This window comes from Mycobacterium sp. 3-98, assembly GCF_035918355.1.
In the GTDB taxonomy this organism is placed as follows: domain Bacteria; phylum Actinomycetota; class Actinomycetes; order Mycobacteriales; family Mycobacteriaceae; genus Mycobacterium; species Mycobacterium intracellulare.
Genome location: NZ_CP142360.1, coordinates 3,539,580 through 3,552,327, shown reverse-complemented (window position 1 = coordinate 3,552,327; position 12,748 = coordinate 3,539,580). Strand labels below are relative to the sequence as shown.

At 71.0% G+C, this 12,748-nt stretch carries 12 protein-coding genes; 5 read left to right on the top strand and 7 right to left on the bottom strand.

The genetic code is table 11. From position 1 onward, the window contains the following. Positions 1-2: 2 nt before the first annotated feature. On the bottom strand, positions 3-1,550 hold the full coding sequence (locus tag QGN30_RS16750) for a leucyl aminopeptidase (RefSeq protein WP_009956001.1): 1,548 nt from the start codon (positions 1,548-1,550) through the stop codon (positions 3-5). Positions 1,551-1,600: 50 nt separating this feature from the next. On the opposite strand from QGN30_RS16750, the gene gcvT reads away from it, so the two are divergent. Together gcvT and QGN30_RS16740 are read left to right on the top strand one after the other, a co-directional pair. Beyond that, positions 1,601-2,704 (top strand): glycine cleavage system aminomethyltransferase GcvT, encoded by a 1,104-nt coding sequence (gene gcvT / locus QGN30_RS16745; protein ID WP_014379950.1) that lies wholly within the window; start codon positions 1,601-1,603, stop codon positions 2,702-2,704. Positions 2,705-2,759: 55 nt separating this feature from the next. Next, on the top strand, positions 2,760-3,866 hold the full coding sequence (locus QGN30_RS16740) for a branched-chain amino acid aminotransferase (protein ID WP_008256044.1): 1,107 nt from the start codon (positions 2,760-2,762) through the stop codon (positions 3,864-3,866). A gap of 79 nt (positions 3,867-3,945) precedes the next feature. Here QGN30_RS16740 and QGN30_RS16735 read toward each other — a convergent pair whose 3' ends face one another. From QGN30_RS16735 to QGN30_RS16720, 4 genes are read right to left on the bottom strand one after another with little or no spacing between them, the layout of a single operon-like run. After that, entirely contained in the window at positions 3,946-4,707 is a 762-nt protein-coding gene (locus QGN30_RS16735) for an adenosylcobinamide-GDP ribazoletransferase (RefSeq protein WP_014379951.1), read from the bottom strand. After that, the gene (gene cobT, locus QGN30_RS16730; RefSeq protein ID WP_014379952.1) at positions 4,704-5,765 is read right to left on the bottom strand and encodes a nicotinate-nucleotide--dimethylbenzimidazole phosphoribosyltransferase; all 1,062 of its coding nucleotides are present in this window, start codon (positions 5,763-5,765) and stop codon (positions 4,704-4,706) included. The genes QGN30_RS16735 and cobT overlap by 4 nt, the downstream gene beginning before the upstream one ends. After that, positions 5,765-6,301, bottom strand: a complete 537-nt coding sequence (locus QGN30_RS16725) for a bifunctional adenosylcobinamide kinase/adenosylcobinamide-phosphate guanylyltransferase (protein ID WP_014379953.1) — start codon at positions 6,299-6,301, stop codon at positions 5,765-5,767. Before QGN30_RS16725 ends, cobT begins: the two co-directional genes overlap by 1 nt. A gap of 27 nt (positions 6,302-6,328) precedes the next feature. Further along, entirely contained in the window at positions 6,329-6,961 is a 633-nt protein-coding gene (locus tag QGN30_RS16720) for a DUF3043 domain-containing protein (protein WP_225331213.1), read from the bottom strand. A gap of 242 nt (positions 6,962-7,203) precedes the next feature. Between QGN30_RS16720 and QGN30_RS16715 the strand changes: the two genes are divergently transcribed. Together QGN30_RS16715 and QGN30_RS16710 are read left to right on the top strand one after the other, a co-directional pair. Continuing rightward, positions 7,204-8,280 carry a glycerate kinase family protein gene (locus QGN30_RS16715; protein WP_008256049.1) on the top strand — a complete coding sequence of 359 codons (1,077 nt, stop codon included), beginning with the start codon at positions 7,204-7,206 and terminating at the stop codon, positions 8,278-8,280. A 79-nt stretch (positions 8,281-8,359) separates the two neighbouring features. After that, positions 8,360-8,716 (top strand): HesB/IscA family protein, encoded by a 357-nt coding sequence (locus QGN30_RS16710; protein WP_008256050.1) that lies wholly within the window; start codon positions 8,360-8,362, stop codon positions 8,714-8,716. Between the two features lie 79 nt (positions 8,717-8,795). On the opposite strand, the gene QGN30_RS16705 is transcribed toward QGN30_RS16710, so the two are convergent. Then, positions 8,796-9,482, bottom strand: coding sequence for an Rv0361 family membrane protein (locus QGN30_RS16705; RefSeq protein ID WP_008256051.1), 687 nt, complete (start codon positions 9,480-9,482; stop codon positions 8,796-8,798). Between the two features lie 183 nt (positions 9,483-9,665). On the opposite strand from QGN30_RS16705, the gene QGN30_RS16700 reads away from it, so the two are divergent. Continuing rightward, complete coding sequence (locus tag QGN30_RS16700) at positions 9,666-10,640, top strand: carbohydrate kinase family protein (protein ID WP_008256052.1); 975 nt, start codon at positions 9,666-9,668, stop codon at positions 10,638-10,640. Between the two features lie 145 nt (positions 10,641-10,785). Here the strand turns inward: QGN30_RS16700 and asnB are convergent, their stop codons facing one another. Next, on the bottom strand, positions 10,786-12,744 hold the full coding sequence (asnB, locus tag QGN30_RS16695) for an asparagine synthase (glutamine-hydrolyzing) (protein WP_326564988.1): 1,959 nt from the start codon (positions 12,742-12,744) through the stop codon (positions 10,786-10,788). Between the last annotated feature and the right edge of the window lie 4 nt (positions 12,745-12,748).

The window sequence follows — 12,748 nt, the reverse complement described above, 5'->3', positions numbered from 1 at the left end:
CGTCAGCCGTTTTCGGCGATGTCCTCGAGGACCGCGAACATGGTGCGGACCGGCACGCCCGTGGCGCCCTTGGGCGAATACCCCCACGGCCCGCCGGTGTTGTAGGCCGGGCCGGCCACGTCGATGTGCGCCCAGCCCACGCCGTCGGCGACGAACTCGCGCAGGAACACGCCCGCCACCAGCATGCCGGCGAAGCGCTGCCCGCTGATGTTCGACAGGTCGGCCACCGTGGACTTCAGGTCCTCCTTGAGTTCGTCGGGCAGCGGCATCGGCCAACCGTTTTCGCCGACCCGCTGCGAGATCGCGGCCACCCGGTCGCGGAACTCGTCGCTGCCCATCACGCCGGGGATCCGGCTGCCCAGCGCCACCGTCTGCGCGCCGGTCAGCGTGGACGTCTCGATCAGGTAGTCCGGGTTGTCCTCGCAGGCGCGCACGATGGCGTCGGCCAGGATCAGCCGGCCCTCGGCGTCGGTGTTCTGCACCTCGACGGTGATGCCGCCGTACTGCGTCAGCACGTCACCCGGGCGCTGCGCCGTCGCCGACGGCATGTTCTCGGCCATCGGCACGGTGGCGATCACGTCGATGGGCAGCTGCAGCTGCGCGGCCAGCGTGACCGTCGCGATGACCGCCGCGGCCCCGCCCATATCCGAGGTCATGTAGTGCATCCCGGCTGCCGGCTTGATCGAGATGCCGCCGGTGTCGAACGTGACGCCCTTGCCCACCAGGGCGACTCGCTTCGCCTGCTTGGACCGCTTGGCCAGCTTCGCGCCCCGGTGGGTCAGCCGCACCAGCCGCGGCGGCCGCGACGACCCCTGGCCGACGCCGATGATCCCGCCGTAACCGCCCTTGCGCAGCGCCTTGTCGTCGAGCACCTCGACCTCGAGCCCCACCGACTCGCCCAAAGCCCTTGCGCGCTTGGCGAATTCGTCAGGGAACAGGTGGCTCGGCGGGGTGTTGACGAAGTCGCGGGCGGTGGCGACCGCGGTCGCGACGGCCGCACCGTGCGCGGCGTCCCTCTTGGCGTCCTTGGCGGTGGCGAGCACCGTGATCTTGCCCAGCCCTTTGTCTTTGGGTGCGGACTTGGGGCTGCGGAAGTCGGTGAACCGGTAGCTGCCCAGGATCAGGCCCTCGACGGCGGCCGAGACGACGCCGTCACCGGGCAGCTCGCCCAGCGTGGTGATCACGGCCGCGGTGCTGCCCAGCGACCGCGCGGCCACCCCGGCGGCGCGGCGGACCGTGTCGGCCGGCCACTCCGGCCGCGGCTTGCCCAGGCCGATCGTCAGCACGCTGGACACCGGCAGCGAACCCACCACCAGCCGGTGCACCTGGTCGGCGCCGCCGGTGGCCTCCAGCGCGCGCAGCCCGGACTCGATCTCGGCGACCGCATCCGAGGACAGGAACGGCCCGGCCTCGGTGACGGCCGCGCCCGGCTTGTCGTCGTCGCCGGTCGAGACGACGGGCACGATCAGCACGGTGGACGCGGCGGCGCGCCGGGGCAGCGAGGAGGCGACAGTGACAGCGGGGGAGGCGTAACCGGGTTCTGTGCTCATCCGCATCACCCTAACGGGCCGCCCGTCGCGGCCCCTTAGGGTGAAGAGTCGTGAGCAACGAAGCCGACCTTCTGCACGGACCGTTAGAAGACCGTCACCGCGACCTGGGTGCCAGCTTCGCCGAGTTCGGCGGCTGGTTGATGCCGGTGTCGTATGCGGGCACGGTCAGCGAGCACAACGCGACGCGCAACGCGGTCGGCCTGTTCGACGTCAGCCACCTGGGCAAGGCGTTGGTGCGCGGGCCGGGCGCCGCGCGGTTCGTCAACGCCGCGCTCACCAACGACCTGAACCGGATCGGGCCCGGCAAGGCGCAATACACCCTGTGCTGCACCGAATCCGGCGGGGTCGTCGACGATTTGATCGCCTACTACGTCGACGACGACGAGATCTTTCTGGTGCCCAACGCCGCCAACACCGCGGCCGTGGTCGACGCGCTACAGGCGGCCGCGCCACCCGAACTGACCATCACCAACCTGCATCGCTCCTATGCGGTGCTGGCCGTGCAGGGCCCGCGCTCGGCCGACGTGCTCGGCGAGCTGGGCCTGCCCACCGACATGGATTACATGGCCTACGCCGACACCTCGTATTCCGGGGTACCGGTGCGGGTCTGCCGCACCGGCTACACCGGCGAGCACGGCTACGAGCTGCTGCCGCCGTGGGAGTCCGCCGGTGTGGTGTTCGACGCGCTGGCCGCCGCGGTCAAGGCGGCCGGCGGCGAGCCGGCCGGCTTGGGCGCCCGCGACACGCTGCGCACCGAGATGGGCTATCCACTGCACGGGCACGAACTGTCGCTCGACATTTCCCCGCTGCAGGCCCGCTGCGGCTGGGCGATCGGCTGGAAGAAGGAGGCGTTCTTCGGCCGCGACGCCCTGCTGGCCGAGAAGGAGGCGGGGCCGCGGCGGCTGCTGCGCGGGCTGCGGATGACCGGCCGCGGGGTGCTGCGCGCCGGGCAGACCGTGCTGGCCGGCGACACCCCGGTCGGGGTGACCACCTCGGGTACCTTTTCGCCGACGCTGCAGGCCGGCATCGCGCTGGCGCTCGTCGACACCGACGCCGGGGTCGAGGACGGCCAGGAGATCACCGTCGACGTCCGCGGCCGTCGCGCAGCCTGCGAAGTCGTGCGCCCGCCGTTCGTCGCGGTGAAAACCCGCTAGCCACGCCGCCCGCGCGGGCGAAATCCGATTCGGCGGGCGGATATACAATCGGCGGATGACCAGTGGCTCCCTCGAGTTCACGGTTTCGCGCTCGACACGTCCGGCGACCGACACCGAACGCGAAACCATCCTGGCCGAGCCGGGTTTCGGTAAATACTTCACCGACCACATGGTGGCGATCGAGTACGACGAGGGCCGGGGCTGGCACGACGCGCGCGTCATCCCCTACGGCCCGATCGAGTTGGACCCGTCGGCGCTCGTGCTGCACTACGCCCAGGAAATCTTCGAGGGCCTCAAGGCGTACCGCTGGGCGGACGGCTCGATCGTCTCGTTTCGCGCCGAGGCCAACGCCGCCCGGCTGCGTTCGTCGGCGCGACGGCTGGCGATTCCCGAACTGCCCGAAGAGCTGTTCATGGAATCCTTGCGCCAGCTCATCGCCGTCGACAACGCCTGGGTCCCGTCCGCCGGTGGGGAAGAGGCGCTGTATCTGCGCCCGTTCGTCATCGCCACCGAGCCCGGACTGGGCGTGCGGCCCTCCCGGCAATACCGCTACCTGCTGATCGCCTCGCCGGCCGGCGCCTACTTCAAGGGCGGCATCAACCCCGTCACGGTCTGGGTGTCGACGGAGTACGTGCGGGCCAGCCCCGGCGGCACCGGCGCGGCCAAGTTCGGCGGCAACTACGCCGCCTCGCTGTCCGCCCAGGCCGAAGCCGCGGCTCACGACTGCGACCAGGTGGTGTGGCTGGACGCCGTCGAGCGACGCTTCGTCGAGGAGATGGGCGGCATGAACATCTTCTTCGTGTTCGGCAGCGGCGGGTCGGCGCGGCTGGTCACGCCGGAACTGTCCGGCTCACTGCTACCCGGGATCACGCGAGATTCGTTGCTGCAGTTGGCCATTGACGCCGGGTTCTCCGTCGAGGAACGCAAGATCGACATCGACGAGTGGCAGAAGAAGGCCGCCGCCGGCGAGATCACCGAGGTGTTCGCCTGCGGCACCGCCGCGGTCATCACACCCGTCTCCCACGTCAAGTACGGCGACGCCGAATTCACCATCGCCGACGGCCAATCCGGCGAGGTGACGATGGCGTTGCGCGACACGCTCACCGGGATTCAGCGGGGCACCTTCGCCGACACCCACGGCTGGATGGCCCGGCTCGGGTAGGCAGCTCGGGTAGCCGCTCGATCGCCCGGCCAGGCGGGCGCTCGGGTGTCGGCGCCCGGCTGGCCGGGCGCTCGGCGCGTTAGAACCGCACCAGGGCCGCGAGCGCCACCGCGCACACCGTCGTCGTCAGCTCGATCGCGGCGCCCAGCACGTCGCCGGTGATCCCGCCGAAGCGGCGCGCGCAGTGCCGCACCAGGACCGCGCCGCAGCCCAGGCCCAGCAACGCCGCCGCCGGTCCGTGCCACGGCCGCGGCCCGGCCGCCAGCGAAATCCCCAGCAGCACCGCGACCCAGGCCGTCACCACCGCCGTCGGCTGGCTGCCGGCGACCGCCGCACCCAGCGCGCTGCCCTCGGCGGCCGGCACCGCGCGGTGACCGGCCAGCACCGCGGCGACCCGCCCGGCGAACACCGCCACGGCGATCCCGACGACGCCGCGCACCCCGCCGCCCGCGCCCAGCGCCGAGAACGCCAGCCCCTGCAGCAGCACCACGACGACGACGGCGGCCACCCCGAACGGCCCGGTCGATCCCTCCCGCATCACCGCCAGCGCCCGCTGCGGCGGCCCGTAGCAGCCCAGGCCGTCGGCGGTGTCGGCGACACCGTCGACGTGTAGGCCACGCGTGATCAGCAGCAGCACCACGACCGCAAGCACCCCCGCCAGCGGGGTGCACCGGCCGAAGGCCAGCTCCGCGCCCCAGGTGATGGCCGCGGCCAACGCCCCCAGGCCCGCGCCCACCACCGGAAACGCCGTCAGGGCGCCGCGGCCCATCGGCGCGGTCCGCGCACCCGGGACGGGCAGCACCGTACCGAACGCGAAAGCCGTTGCCAGCGAACGGATCACGACGGGGGAGCAGCCTGGTCGGGGCGGTTGGACACGCCGGCCTCGGTGAACGTGGCCATCGACGACAGGGCGGCCACCGCGGCGCGCAGCACCGGCACCGCCAGCGCGGCGCCGGTTCCCTCGCCCAGCCGCATGCGCAGGTCGAGGATCGGCTCCAGATCCAGTGCCGTGAGCGCCAACGCGTGGCCCGGCTCGGTGGACCGGTGACCGGCCTGCCACCACATCCGGGCGCCGGGAGCCAGGTGCTCGGCGACCAGCGCGGCCGCGGTCACCGCCATGCCGTCGAGCAGCAGCGGCGTGCGCCGCACCGCGGCGTGCGCGCAAAAGCCCGCCATCGCCGCCAGATCCGCCCCGCCCGCGCAGCGCAGCAGCGCGACCGGATCCGGCAGCACCTGCCGCGCCCGGAACAGGGCGTCGCGCACCGCGGCGGTCTTGCGTCCCCACCCGGCGTCGTCGATCCCGGTGCCGAAGCCCACCACCACGACCGGCTCGGCGTTGGTCAAAGCCGCCACCAAAACCGCTGCGGCCGTGGTGTTTCCGATGCCCATGTCACCGGCGATCAGCAGATCCGCGCCCGCGTCGACCTCCTCGTCGGCGATGGCGGCGCCGGCGGCCAGGGCCCGCTCGGTCTCCTCGTCGCTCAACGCGTCCTGCATCCTGATGTCGCCGCTGCCGCGCCGCACCTTGTGGGCGCCGATCGGTGGACTGAGCGCCTCCGCGTCGACCGCCAGGTCCGCGACGCGCACGCTCGCCCCGGCGATGCCGGTCAGCGCGTTGATCGCTGCCCCGCCCGCGTCGATGTTGGCGACCATCTGCGCGGTCACCTCCGGCGGGTACGCCGACACCCCCGAGCGGGCGACGCCGTGGTCACCGGCGAACACCACCACCCGGGCGCGCTCGAACCCTCGCGGGGGGCATTGCCCCTGGCACGACGCGATCCACACCGACAGGTCCTCGAGGCGGCCCAGCGCGCCGCGCGGCTTGGTGAGGGCGTCCTGGCGCGCGCGGGCGGCGGCCGCGGCGCCCGCGTCGGGCGGTGACACGACGGCGAATTCCATTAGGCCCCCGACGGTTTGATCGGCACCGCCTGCCCGGCCACCACCAGCACCACCCGATCGCACAGCCGGGCGAGGCGCTGGTTGAGGCCGCCGAGTTCGTCGGCGAACCGGCGCCCGGCGGCGGTGGCGGGCACGACGGTCAGCCCGACTTCCGGGCTGACCAGCACCAGTGTCGAGGCGAAGCCGCCGACCGCGGACAGCACGTCGTCGACCGGCGCCGCCACCGAGCCCCCCTCCCATGCGTTCTCGCGGTCCATCGCGCCGGCCAGCCAGGTGCCCAGATCGTCGACCAGGGTGGGGGTGTCCGCGGATTGGCGCAATTGCGTTGCGATGTCGCAGGCTTCGATCGTCGACCAATGCGCGGGCCGGCGCTCACGATGCTCGGCGACCCGGTGCGCCCAGGCCGCGTCGTCGGCACCGGCCGGACCGGGAGCCAGGTAATGGACCGGCCGGCCGGGCGGCAACCCCGCGGCGATGGCGTCCTCCGCCCACCGTGACTTGCCTGACCTGATCCCGCCGAGCACCAGGGTGCGCACCGGCGTCAGCCGGCCTTCGGGTAACGGTTATTCGACACTGGCGCCATGCTTCACCTGGGGCCGCGGCGCCCGCAGCCGGCGCATCTGGGAGGCGCGGCCGGCGGCGTAAAGGCCTAGCTTCCAACGGCTTTCGGTGTTGTCGGGGAATTTCGCGTCGACCAGCTTGCTGACTTTGCGGCCCAGGATCAGGCCGTCGACGCTCATCACCGCCATCAGCGCCAGCATCGCCGGGGAAATCCAGAGCTGCAGCTGCGGGACGCCGAACATGACGAACATCAAAAACAGGGTCGACGGCATGAACAGGCCCAGCAGGTTGCGCCGGGAATCCACCACGTCGCGCACGTAGCGTCGGATCGGGCCCTGGTCGCGCGGCAGCAGGTAGCCCTCTTCGCCGGCCATCATGCGATTGCGGCGCTCCGACATGCGCGCGCGGTTGGCGGTCTTTTCGGCGCGGCGCTCCTCGCGGCTGAGCTTGGGGCCGGCCAGCGATTTGCGCCGGGCCCGCGCCTCGGCGGAGGTCATGGGTGCGGGCGCGACGGGGCCCTTCTTCGCGTTCCGGCGGGCCTCGTTGCGCTTGGGCGTGGGGCGCCCCTTGGGTCCGGTCCGGCGGGGTGCGGCGTCCGGGCCGCCAGCAACGTCGGAGGCGGCCGACACGGCCACGGTTTCGTCGAGGTCGGTGTCCTGGCCCTTCTTGCGACCCAAAAGCTTCACAGGGGCCAGGTTACTTCGCGGATGACGCGCGCCGGAATTCGCCTGGAATGCCTTGCTATTAGACCTGCGTTAGTGCCGCACTTGGCCCTACTCTTACACGTGATGAATGGCTGCCTTTGATGGACGACGGGTCGATGGCCTCGGATGATGCTGCCCCCGGCCTGGCGCCCGGCCGCCTTCAGCTACCCGCGATGCAGGTTTTGGTGGCCCCGGACTGTTACGCCGACAGCATGTCCGCCCTGGAAGCCTCCGCCGCCATCGCGACGGGCTGGACACGGTCGCGTCCGGGCGACCGGTTCATCGTCGCGCCGCAGTCCGACGGTGGGCCCGGCTTCGTCGAGGTGTTGGCCAGCCGGCTGGGGGAGATGCGGCGATTGCGGGTGTCGGGGCCGCTAAAGGCCATGGTGGAGGCCGAATGGGTCTTCGATCCCGGGTCGGCGACCGCATACCTGGAGTGCGCCCAGGCCTGCGGTTTGGCGCTGCTCGGCGGTCCGCCCACCCCAGAGACCGCGATGGCGGCCCACAGCAAAGGCGTGGGGCAGCTGATCGCCGAGGCGCTGCGGGTGGGGGCGACGCGGATCGTCGTCGGGTTGGGTGGCAGTGCGTGCACCGACGGCGGCCAGGGCATGATCGCCGAGTTGGGCGGCCTGGACACCGCCCGCCGCCAACTGGGCAACGTGGAGCTGATCGCCGCCTCCGACACCGAATACCCCCTGCTCGGTCCGTGGGGAGCGGCCCGAGTGTTCGGGCCGCAGAAGGGCGCCGACACGGCCACCGTCGCGGCGCTGGAAGTTCGGCTGCAGGCCTGGGCGCTCATTTTGGAGGCGGTGGCCGGGCGCGACGTGAGCGCCGAACCGGGCGCGGGCGCCGCCGGCGGCATCGGCGCCGGGCTGCTCGCGCTCGGCGGGCGGTGTGAGTCCGGGGCCGCCATCATCGCCGAACACACCCGGCTTTCCGACGATCTCGACACGGCGGAGTTGATCGTCACCGGCGAGGGCCGCTTCGACGAGCAGTCCCTGCACGGGAAGGTGGTGGGCTTTCTGGCCGACGCGGCCCGGCCGCGGGGCATCCCGGTGGTGGTCCTGGCCGGCCAGGTCGATCTGGACAACGCGACGGTGCGCTCGTCGGGGATCATGGCCGCGTTGTCGATCGCCGAGCACGCAGGATCGGTGCGGCTGGCCCAGGCCGACGCCGCCAATCAGCTCATGGGTCTGGCCTCCGTTGTGGCGGCGCGACTCGGGAATAGCGGTCCTGCAAGGTACCGTTGATGGTGTGGACTTTCCGGCAGTCCGGCGGCGCCGGGCGTGATCGGTCCCCGCTCAACAAATGAGGCATGTAGGAGAAGCAATGACGGTGCAAAACGAGTCGAACGCCAAGACCCACGGCGTGATCCTGACTGAGGCCGCCGCCACCAAGGCCAAGTCGCTGCTGGACCAGGAGGGTCGCGACGACCTGGCGCTGCGCATCGCGGTCCAGCCGGGCGGGTGCGCTGGGCTGCGCTACAACCTCTTCTTCGACGACCGGTCGCTGGACGGCGACCTGATCGCGGAGTTCGGGGGTGTGACCCTGACGGTGGACCGGATGAGCGCGCCCTACGTCGAGGGCGCGTCCATCGACTTTGTGGACACCATCGAAAAGCAGGGGTTCACCATCGACAACCCCAACGCCGGCGGGTCGTGCGCCTGCGGCGACTCGTTCAACTGATTTCACCGCGAGACTGCGACTACCGACGCGTTCCCCGAGTAGGGCCGTCGGCGGTTGCGGTCTCGCGGCAAGAAAAGCTCTAGTACGAGCCCCCGGTGCGCAGCACGTATGAGCACACCATGATCTGGCCGCGCTGGAAGAGCAGCTGCGCGATGCCCTGCACCTGCCCGCGCATGGGTCCCCCGCTCACCGGCGACACCCGCATGGTGAACAAAGCCTGAGCCTGGTACTGCGACAGGTACACGATCTTGTCGATCGAGGTGATCTCCACCTCGGAGAACTGCTTGCGGAATGCGTCGCTACTGAGCTTGGCCAGCGCCTGGTCGGATCGCTTGTCCTGGACGGCGTCGTAGAGGCCGCACAGCGCGTTCCGGGCGATCTCGTTGATGTCGCGGTGCTCGAGCGCGTCCAGGTATCCCTGAATCGCCGTCTTCGCCGCGCCCTCGGAGAACGTGGTGCCGGTGTTGGCCCCGTTGGTGCGCACCCCGTAGACGATGGCCACCGTCATCACCGCGACGAGCGCGATGGCCAGCGCCACGCCGACGATCAGCCGCCGCCTGGAGCGTGGCGGCGGATACGGCGCCGGCCCCGGGGGCGGCCCGGCATAATTGCCCGAAGGGGGTCCCGCCTGCGGAGCCGGGGTGAAGCCCGGGCCGCCGGTGGCGGGGTCATCGGGGAACTCGAGTGGCTCGGATTCGCGTGGGGGCTCGTGTCCGCTCGGTCCGTTGCCGCCGCCAGCGTGGTTCGGCGAGTGCGGGCCTGCCATCGTGGTTCTCCTACGGTGGTAGACGGGACTGCAAGCGGGTTGCGGCGCACGCATTGTGATCCCGGCGACTTGAGTGAGTTCCCTAGGGAGGCTAGCGCAGACCTTGCGGCGACCGTGCACGCGACGACGGTCGGAGGCGCCTGAGTAAGCTAGATAACCTTACTAACGAAGGATGGAGATTTCGTGACGATCGCGGTGACAGGTTCGATTGCGACCGACAATCTGATGCGGTTCCCCGGCCGGTTTTCCGAGCACCTGCTGGCCGAGCACCTGCAGAAGGTGTCCTTGAGCTTCCTGGTCGACGACTTGGTGATTCACCGCGGCGGCGTGGCGGGCAACATCGCCTTCGCCATCGGTGTGCTGGGCGGCGACGTCGCGCTGGTCGGCGCGGCCGGTGACGATTTCGGCGAGTACCGCGACTGGCTGCAGAGCCACGGCGTCAACTGCGACCACGTGCTGATCTCGAAGACCGCGCACACCGCGCGCTTCGTGTGCACCACCGACGAGGACATGGCCCAGATCGCGTCGTTCTATCCCGGCGCCATGTCCGAGGCCCGCAACATCAAGCTTGCCGACGTCGCGTCGTCGGTCGGCACACCCGACCTGGTGATCATCGGGGCCAACGACCCCGACGCGATGGTGGTGCACACCGAGGAGTGCCGCAAGCTCGGCCTGCCGTTCGCCGCCGACCCGTCCCAGCAGCTGCCCCGCCTGTCCGGGGAGGAGATCGACAAGCTGGTCGACGGCGCGGCCTACCTGTTCACCAACGACTACGAGTGGGAGCTGCTGCTCTCCAAGACCGGCTGGTCCGAGGCCGACGTGCAGCAGAAGGTGGGCCTGCGGGTGACCACGCTCGGCGCCAAGGGCGTCGACATCGTCGAGCGTGACGGCACCACCACGCACGTCGGCGTGGTCCCCGAGACCAGCCAGACCGACCCCACCGGTGTCGGCGATGCGTTCCGGGCCGGTTTCCTCACCGGGCGCAGCGCCGGGCTGAACCTCGAGCGTTCGGCACAGCTGGGCTCGCTGGTGGCCGTGCTGGTGCTGGAGTCGACCGGAACCCAGGAATGGGCGTGGGACCGCGAGGTCGCCAAGACCCGTCTGGCCGACGCCTACGGCGACGAGGCGGCCGCCGAGATCGCCGCGGTGCTGGGTTAGCGCCGTTTCCCCGACGCCCTTTCTCGCCCGGGCCGCATCGAGTGTGAACCCACGGCGTCGCGTGTGCGCTGACGGCGCCGACACGCCGACACACCGCGCCCAGGGTTCACGATGAAAGCCCAGGATTCACACGCGAAGCCCGGGCTTACAGCTGCACCGGATACATCGGCTCGCTGATCTGCGGCACCACACTGCGCTCGACGAAGATCGCGTGCCAGAGCATGAAGATCAGCAGCGTCCACAGCCGGCGGCTGTGATCGCCGGCGCCGCTGCGGTGCTCGTCGAGCATCCGGTGCACGGCCGCCCGGTCCACCAGGTGGTCCGCCTGCGACGACGCCGCCAGCTCGTAGGCCCACTCCAGCAGCTCGCCGGTGCGCAACCAGTGCCGGATCGGCACCGGGAACCCGAGCTTGGGCCGGTGCAGGACGTGCGCGGGGACGATCGGCTCGAGCGCGCGGCGCAACGCGTACTTGGTGGTCGTGCGGGTGATCTTGGCGTCGACGGGCAACCGGGACGCCACGGCGAACACCTCGGGATCCAGGAACGGCACCCGAAGCTCCAGCGAGTTGGCCATCGTCATCTTGTCGGCCTTGACCAGGATGTCGCCGCGCAGCCAGGTGAACAGGTCGATGTGCTGCATGCGGGCCACCGGGTCCCAGCCCGCCGACTCGGCGTACAGCGGCGCGGTCACGTCGGTGTGGGTCCACTCCGGGCGGAAGCCGGGCAGCGCGTCGCGCAGCTGCGCGTCGGAGAAGCTGCGGGCGTTGCCGTAGTAACGCTCTTCGAGCGTCAGCGAGCCGCGGTGCAGCAGGCTCTTGCCCCGCATCCCCTCGGGCAGCGGGCGCGACACCTTGCCCATCGACCGCCGCAGCGGACGCGGCAGATGGTCGAAGGGCTTCAGCGACAACGGCTCCCGGTAGATCGTGTAGCCGCCGAACAACTCGTCGGCGCCCTCGCCGGACAACACCACCTTGACGTGCTTACGGGCCTCGCGAGCGACGAAGAACAGCGGCACCAGCGCCGGGTCGGCGACCGGCTCGTCGAGGTACCAGACGATTTCTGGCAGGGCGGCGACGAACTCGTCCGGCGTGACCACCTTGGCGATGTGGCGCGCGCCGATCGCCTCCGCCGAGGCCACCGCGACATCGATCTCGGAGAATCCCTCCCGCTCGAAGCCGGTGGTGAACGTGATCAGTCGCGGGTTGTGCCGGATGGCCAGCGCCGCGATGGCGGTGGAGTCGATGCCGCCGGAAAGGAAGGACCCGACCGTCACGTCGGCGCGCATGTGCTTGGCCACCGAGTCCTCGAGCACCGCGGTGATCTCGTCGTACCGGGCCTGCTCGCTGCCGCGGGCGATCGGGGTGGCGGCGAACCGGGGCACGAAGTACCGGGTGACCTCGGGTTGCAGGCGGTCGGGGCGGATCCGGGCGTAGCAGCCCGATTCCAGCCGGCGCACCCCGCGGTGCAACGTCTCGGGCTCGGGCACGTACTGCAGGACGGTGTAGTGCTGCACCGCCCGCTCGTCGATGCGCGTGTCGAACCCGATCAGCTCGGCCAAATCCAGCAGACACTTTTTCTCGCTGGCCACCGCGGTGCCGCCGGCACCGGTCGCCATGAACAGCGGTTTGATGCCGAAAGGGTCTCGGGCGCAAAACAATTCGCGGGTAACGGTGTCCCACAGCGCGAAGGCGAACATGCCGCGCAATCGGGTCAGGACATCGGTGCCCCAGTAGTGGTAGCCGGCGACGACGGCCTCGCCGTCACCATCGGTGGCGAAGACGGCCCCATGGGAGGTGGCCAGTTCGTCGCGCAACTCCAGGTAGTTGTAGATCTCGCCGTTGAACACCAGCACGTAGCGGTCGGGCGCCTCCGGCGGCCCCCAGCGCAGCGGCTGGTGCGAATGCGCGATGTCGATGATGGACAGCCGGTTGAAGCCGAACACCACCGAACCGTCGGTGTCCGGGTCGACCCAGGTGCCGGGCTCGTCGGGCCCGCGGTGGCGCATCGAATGCGACGCGCGCGCGATCGCGTCGTCGGCGCGGGCGGCGGCCGCCTCCTTGTCCCCGTCCTCGGGGGCGGCAACGAACGCCAGCAGACCACACACGGCG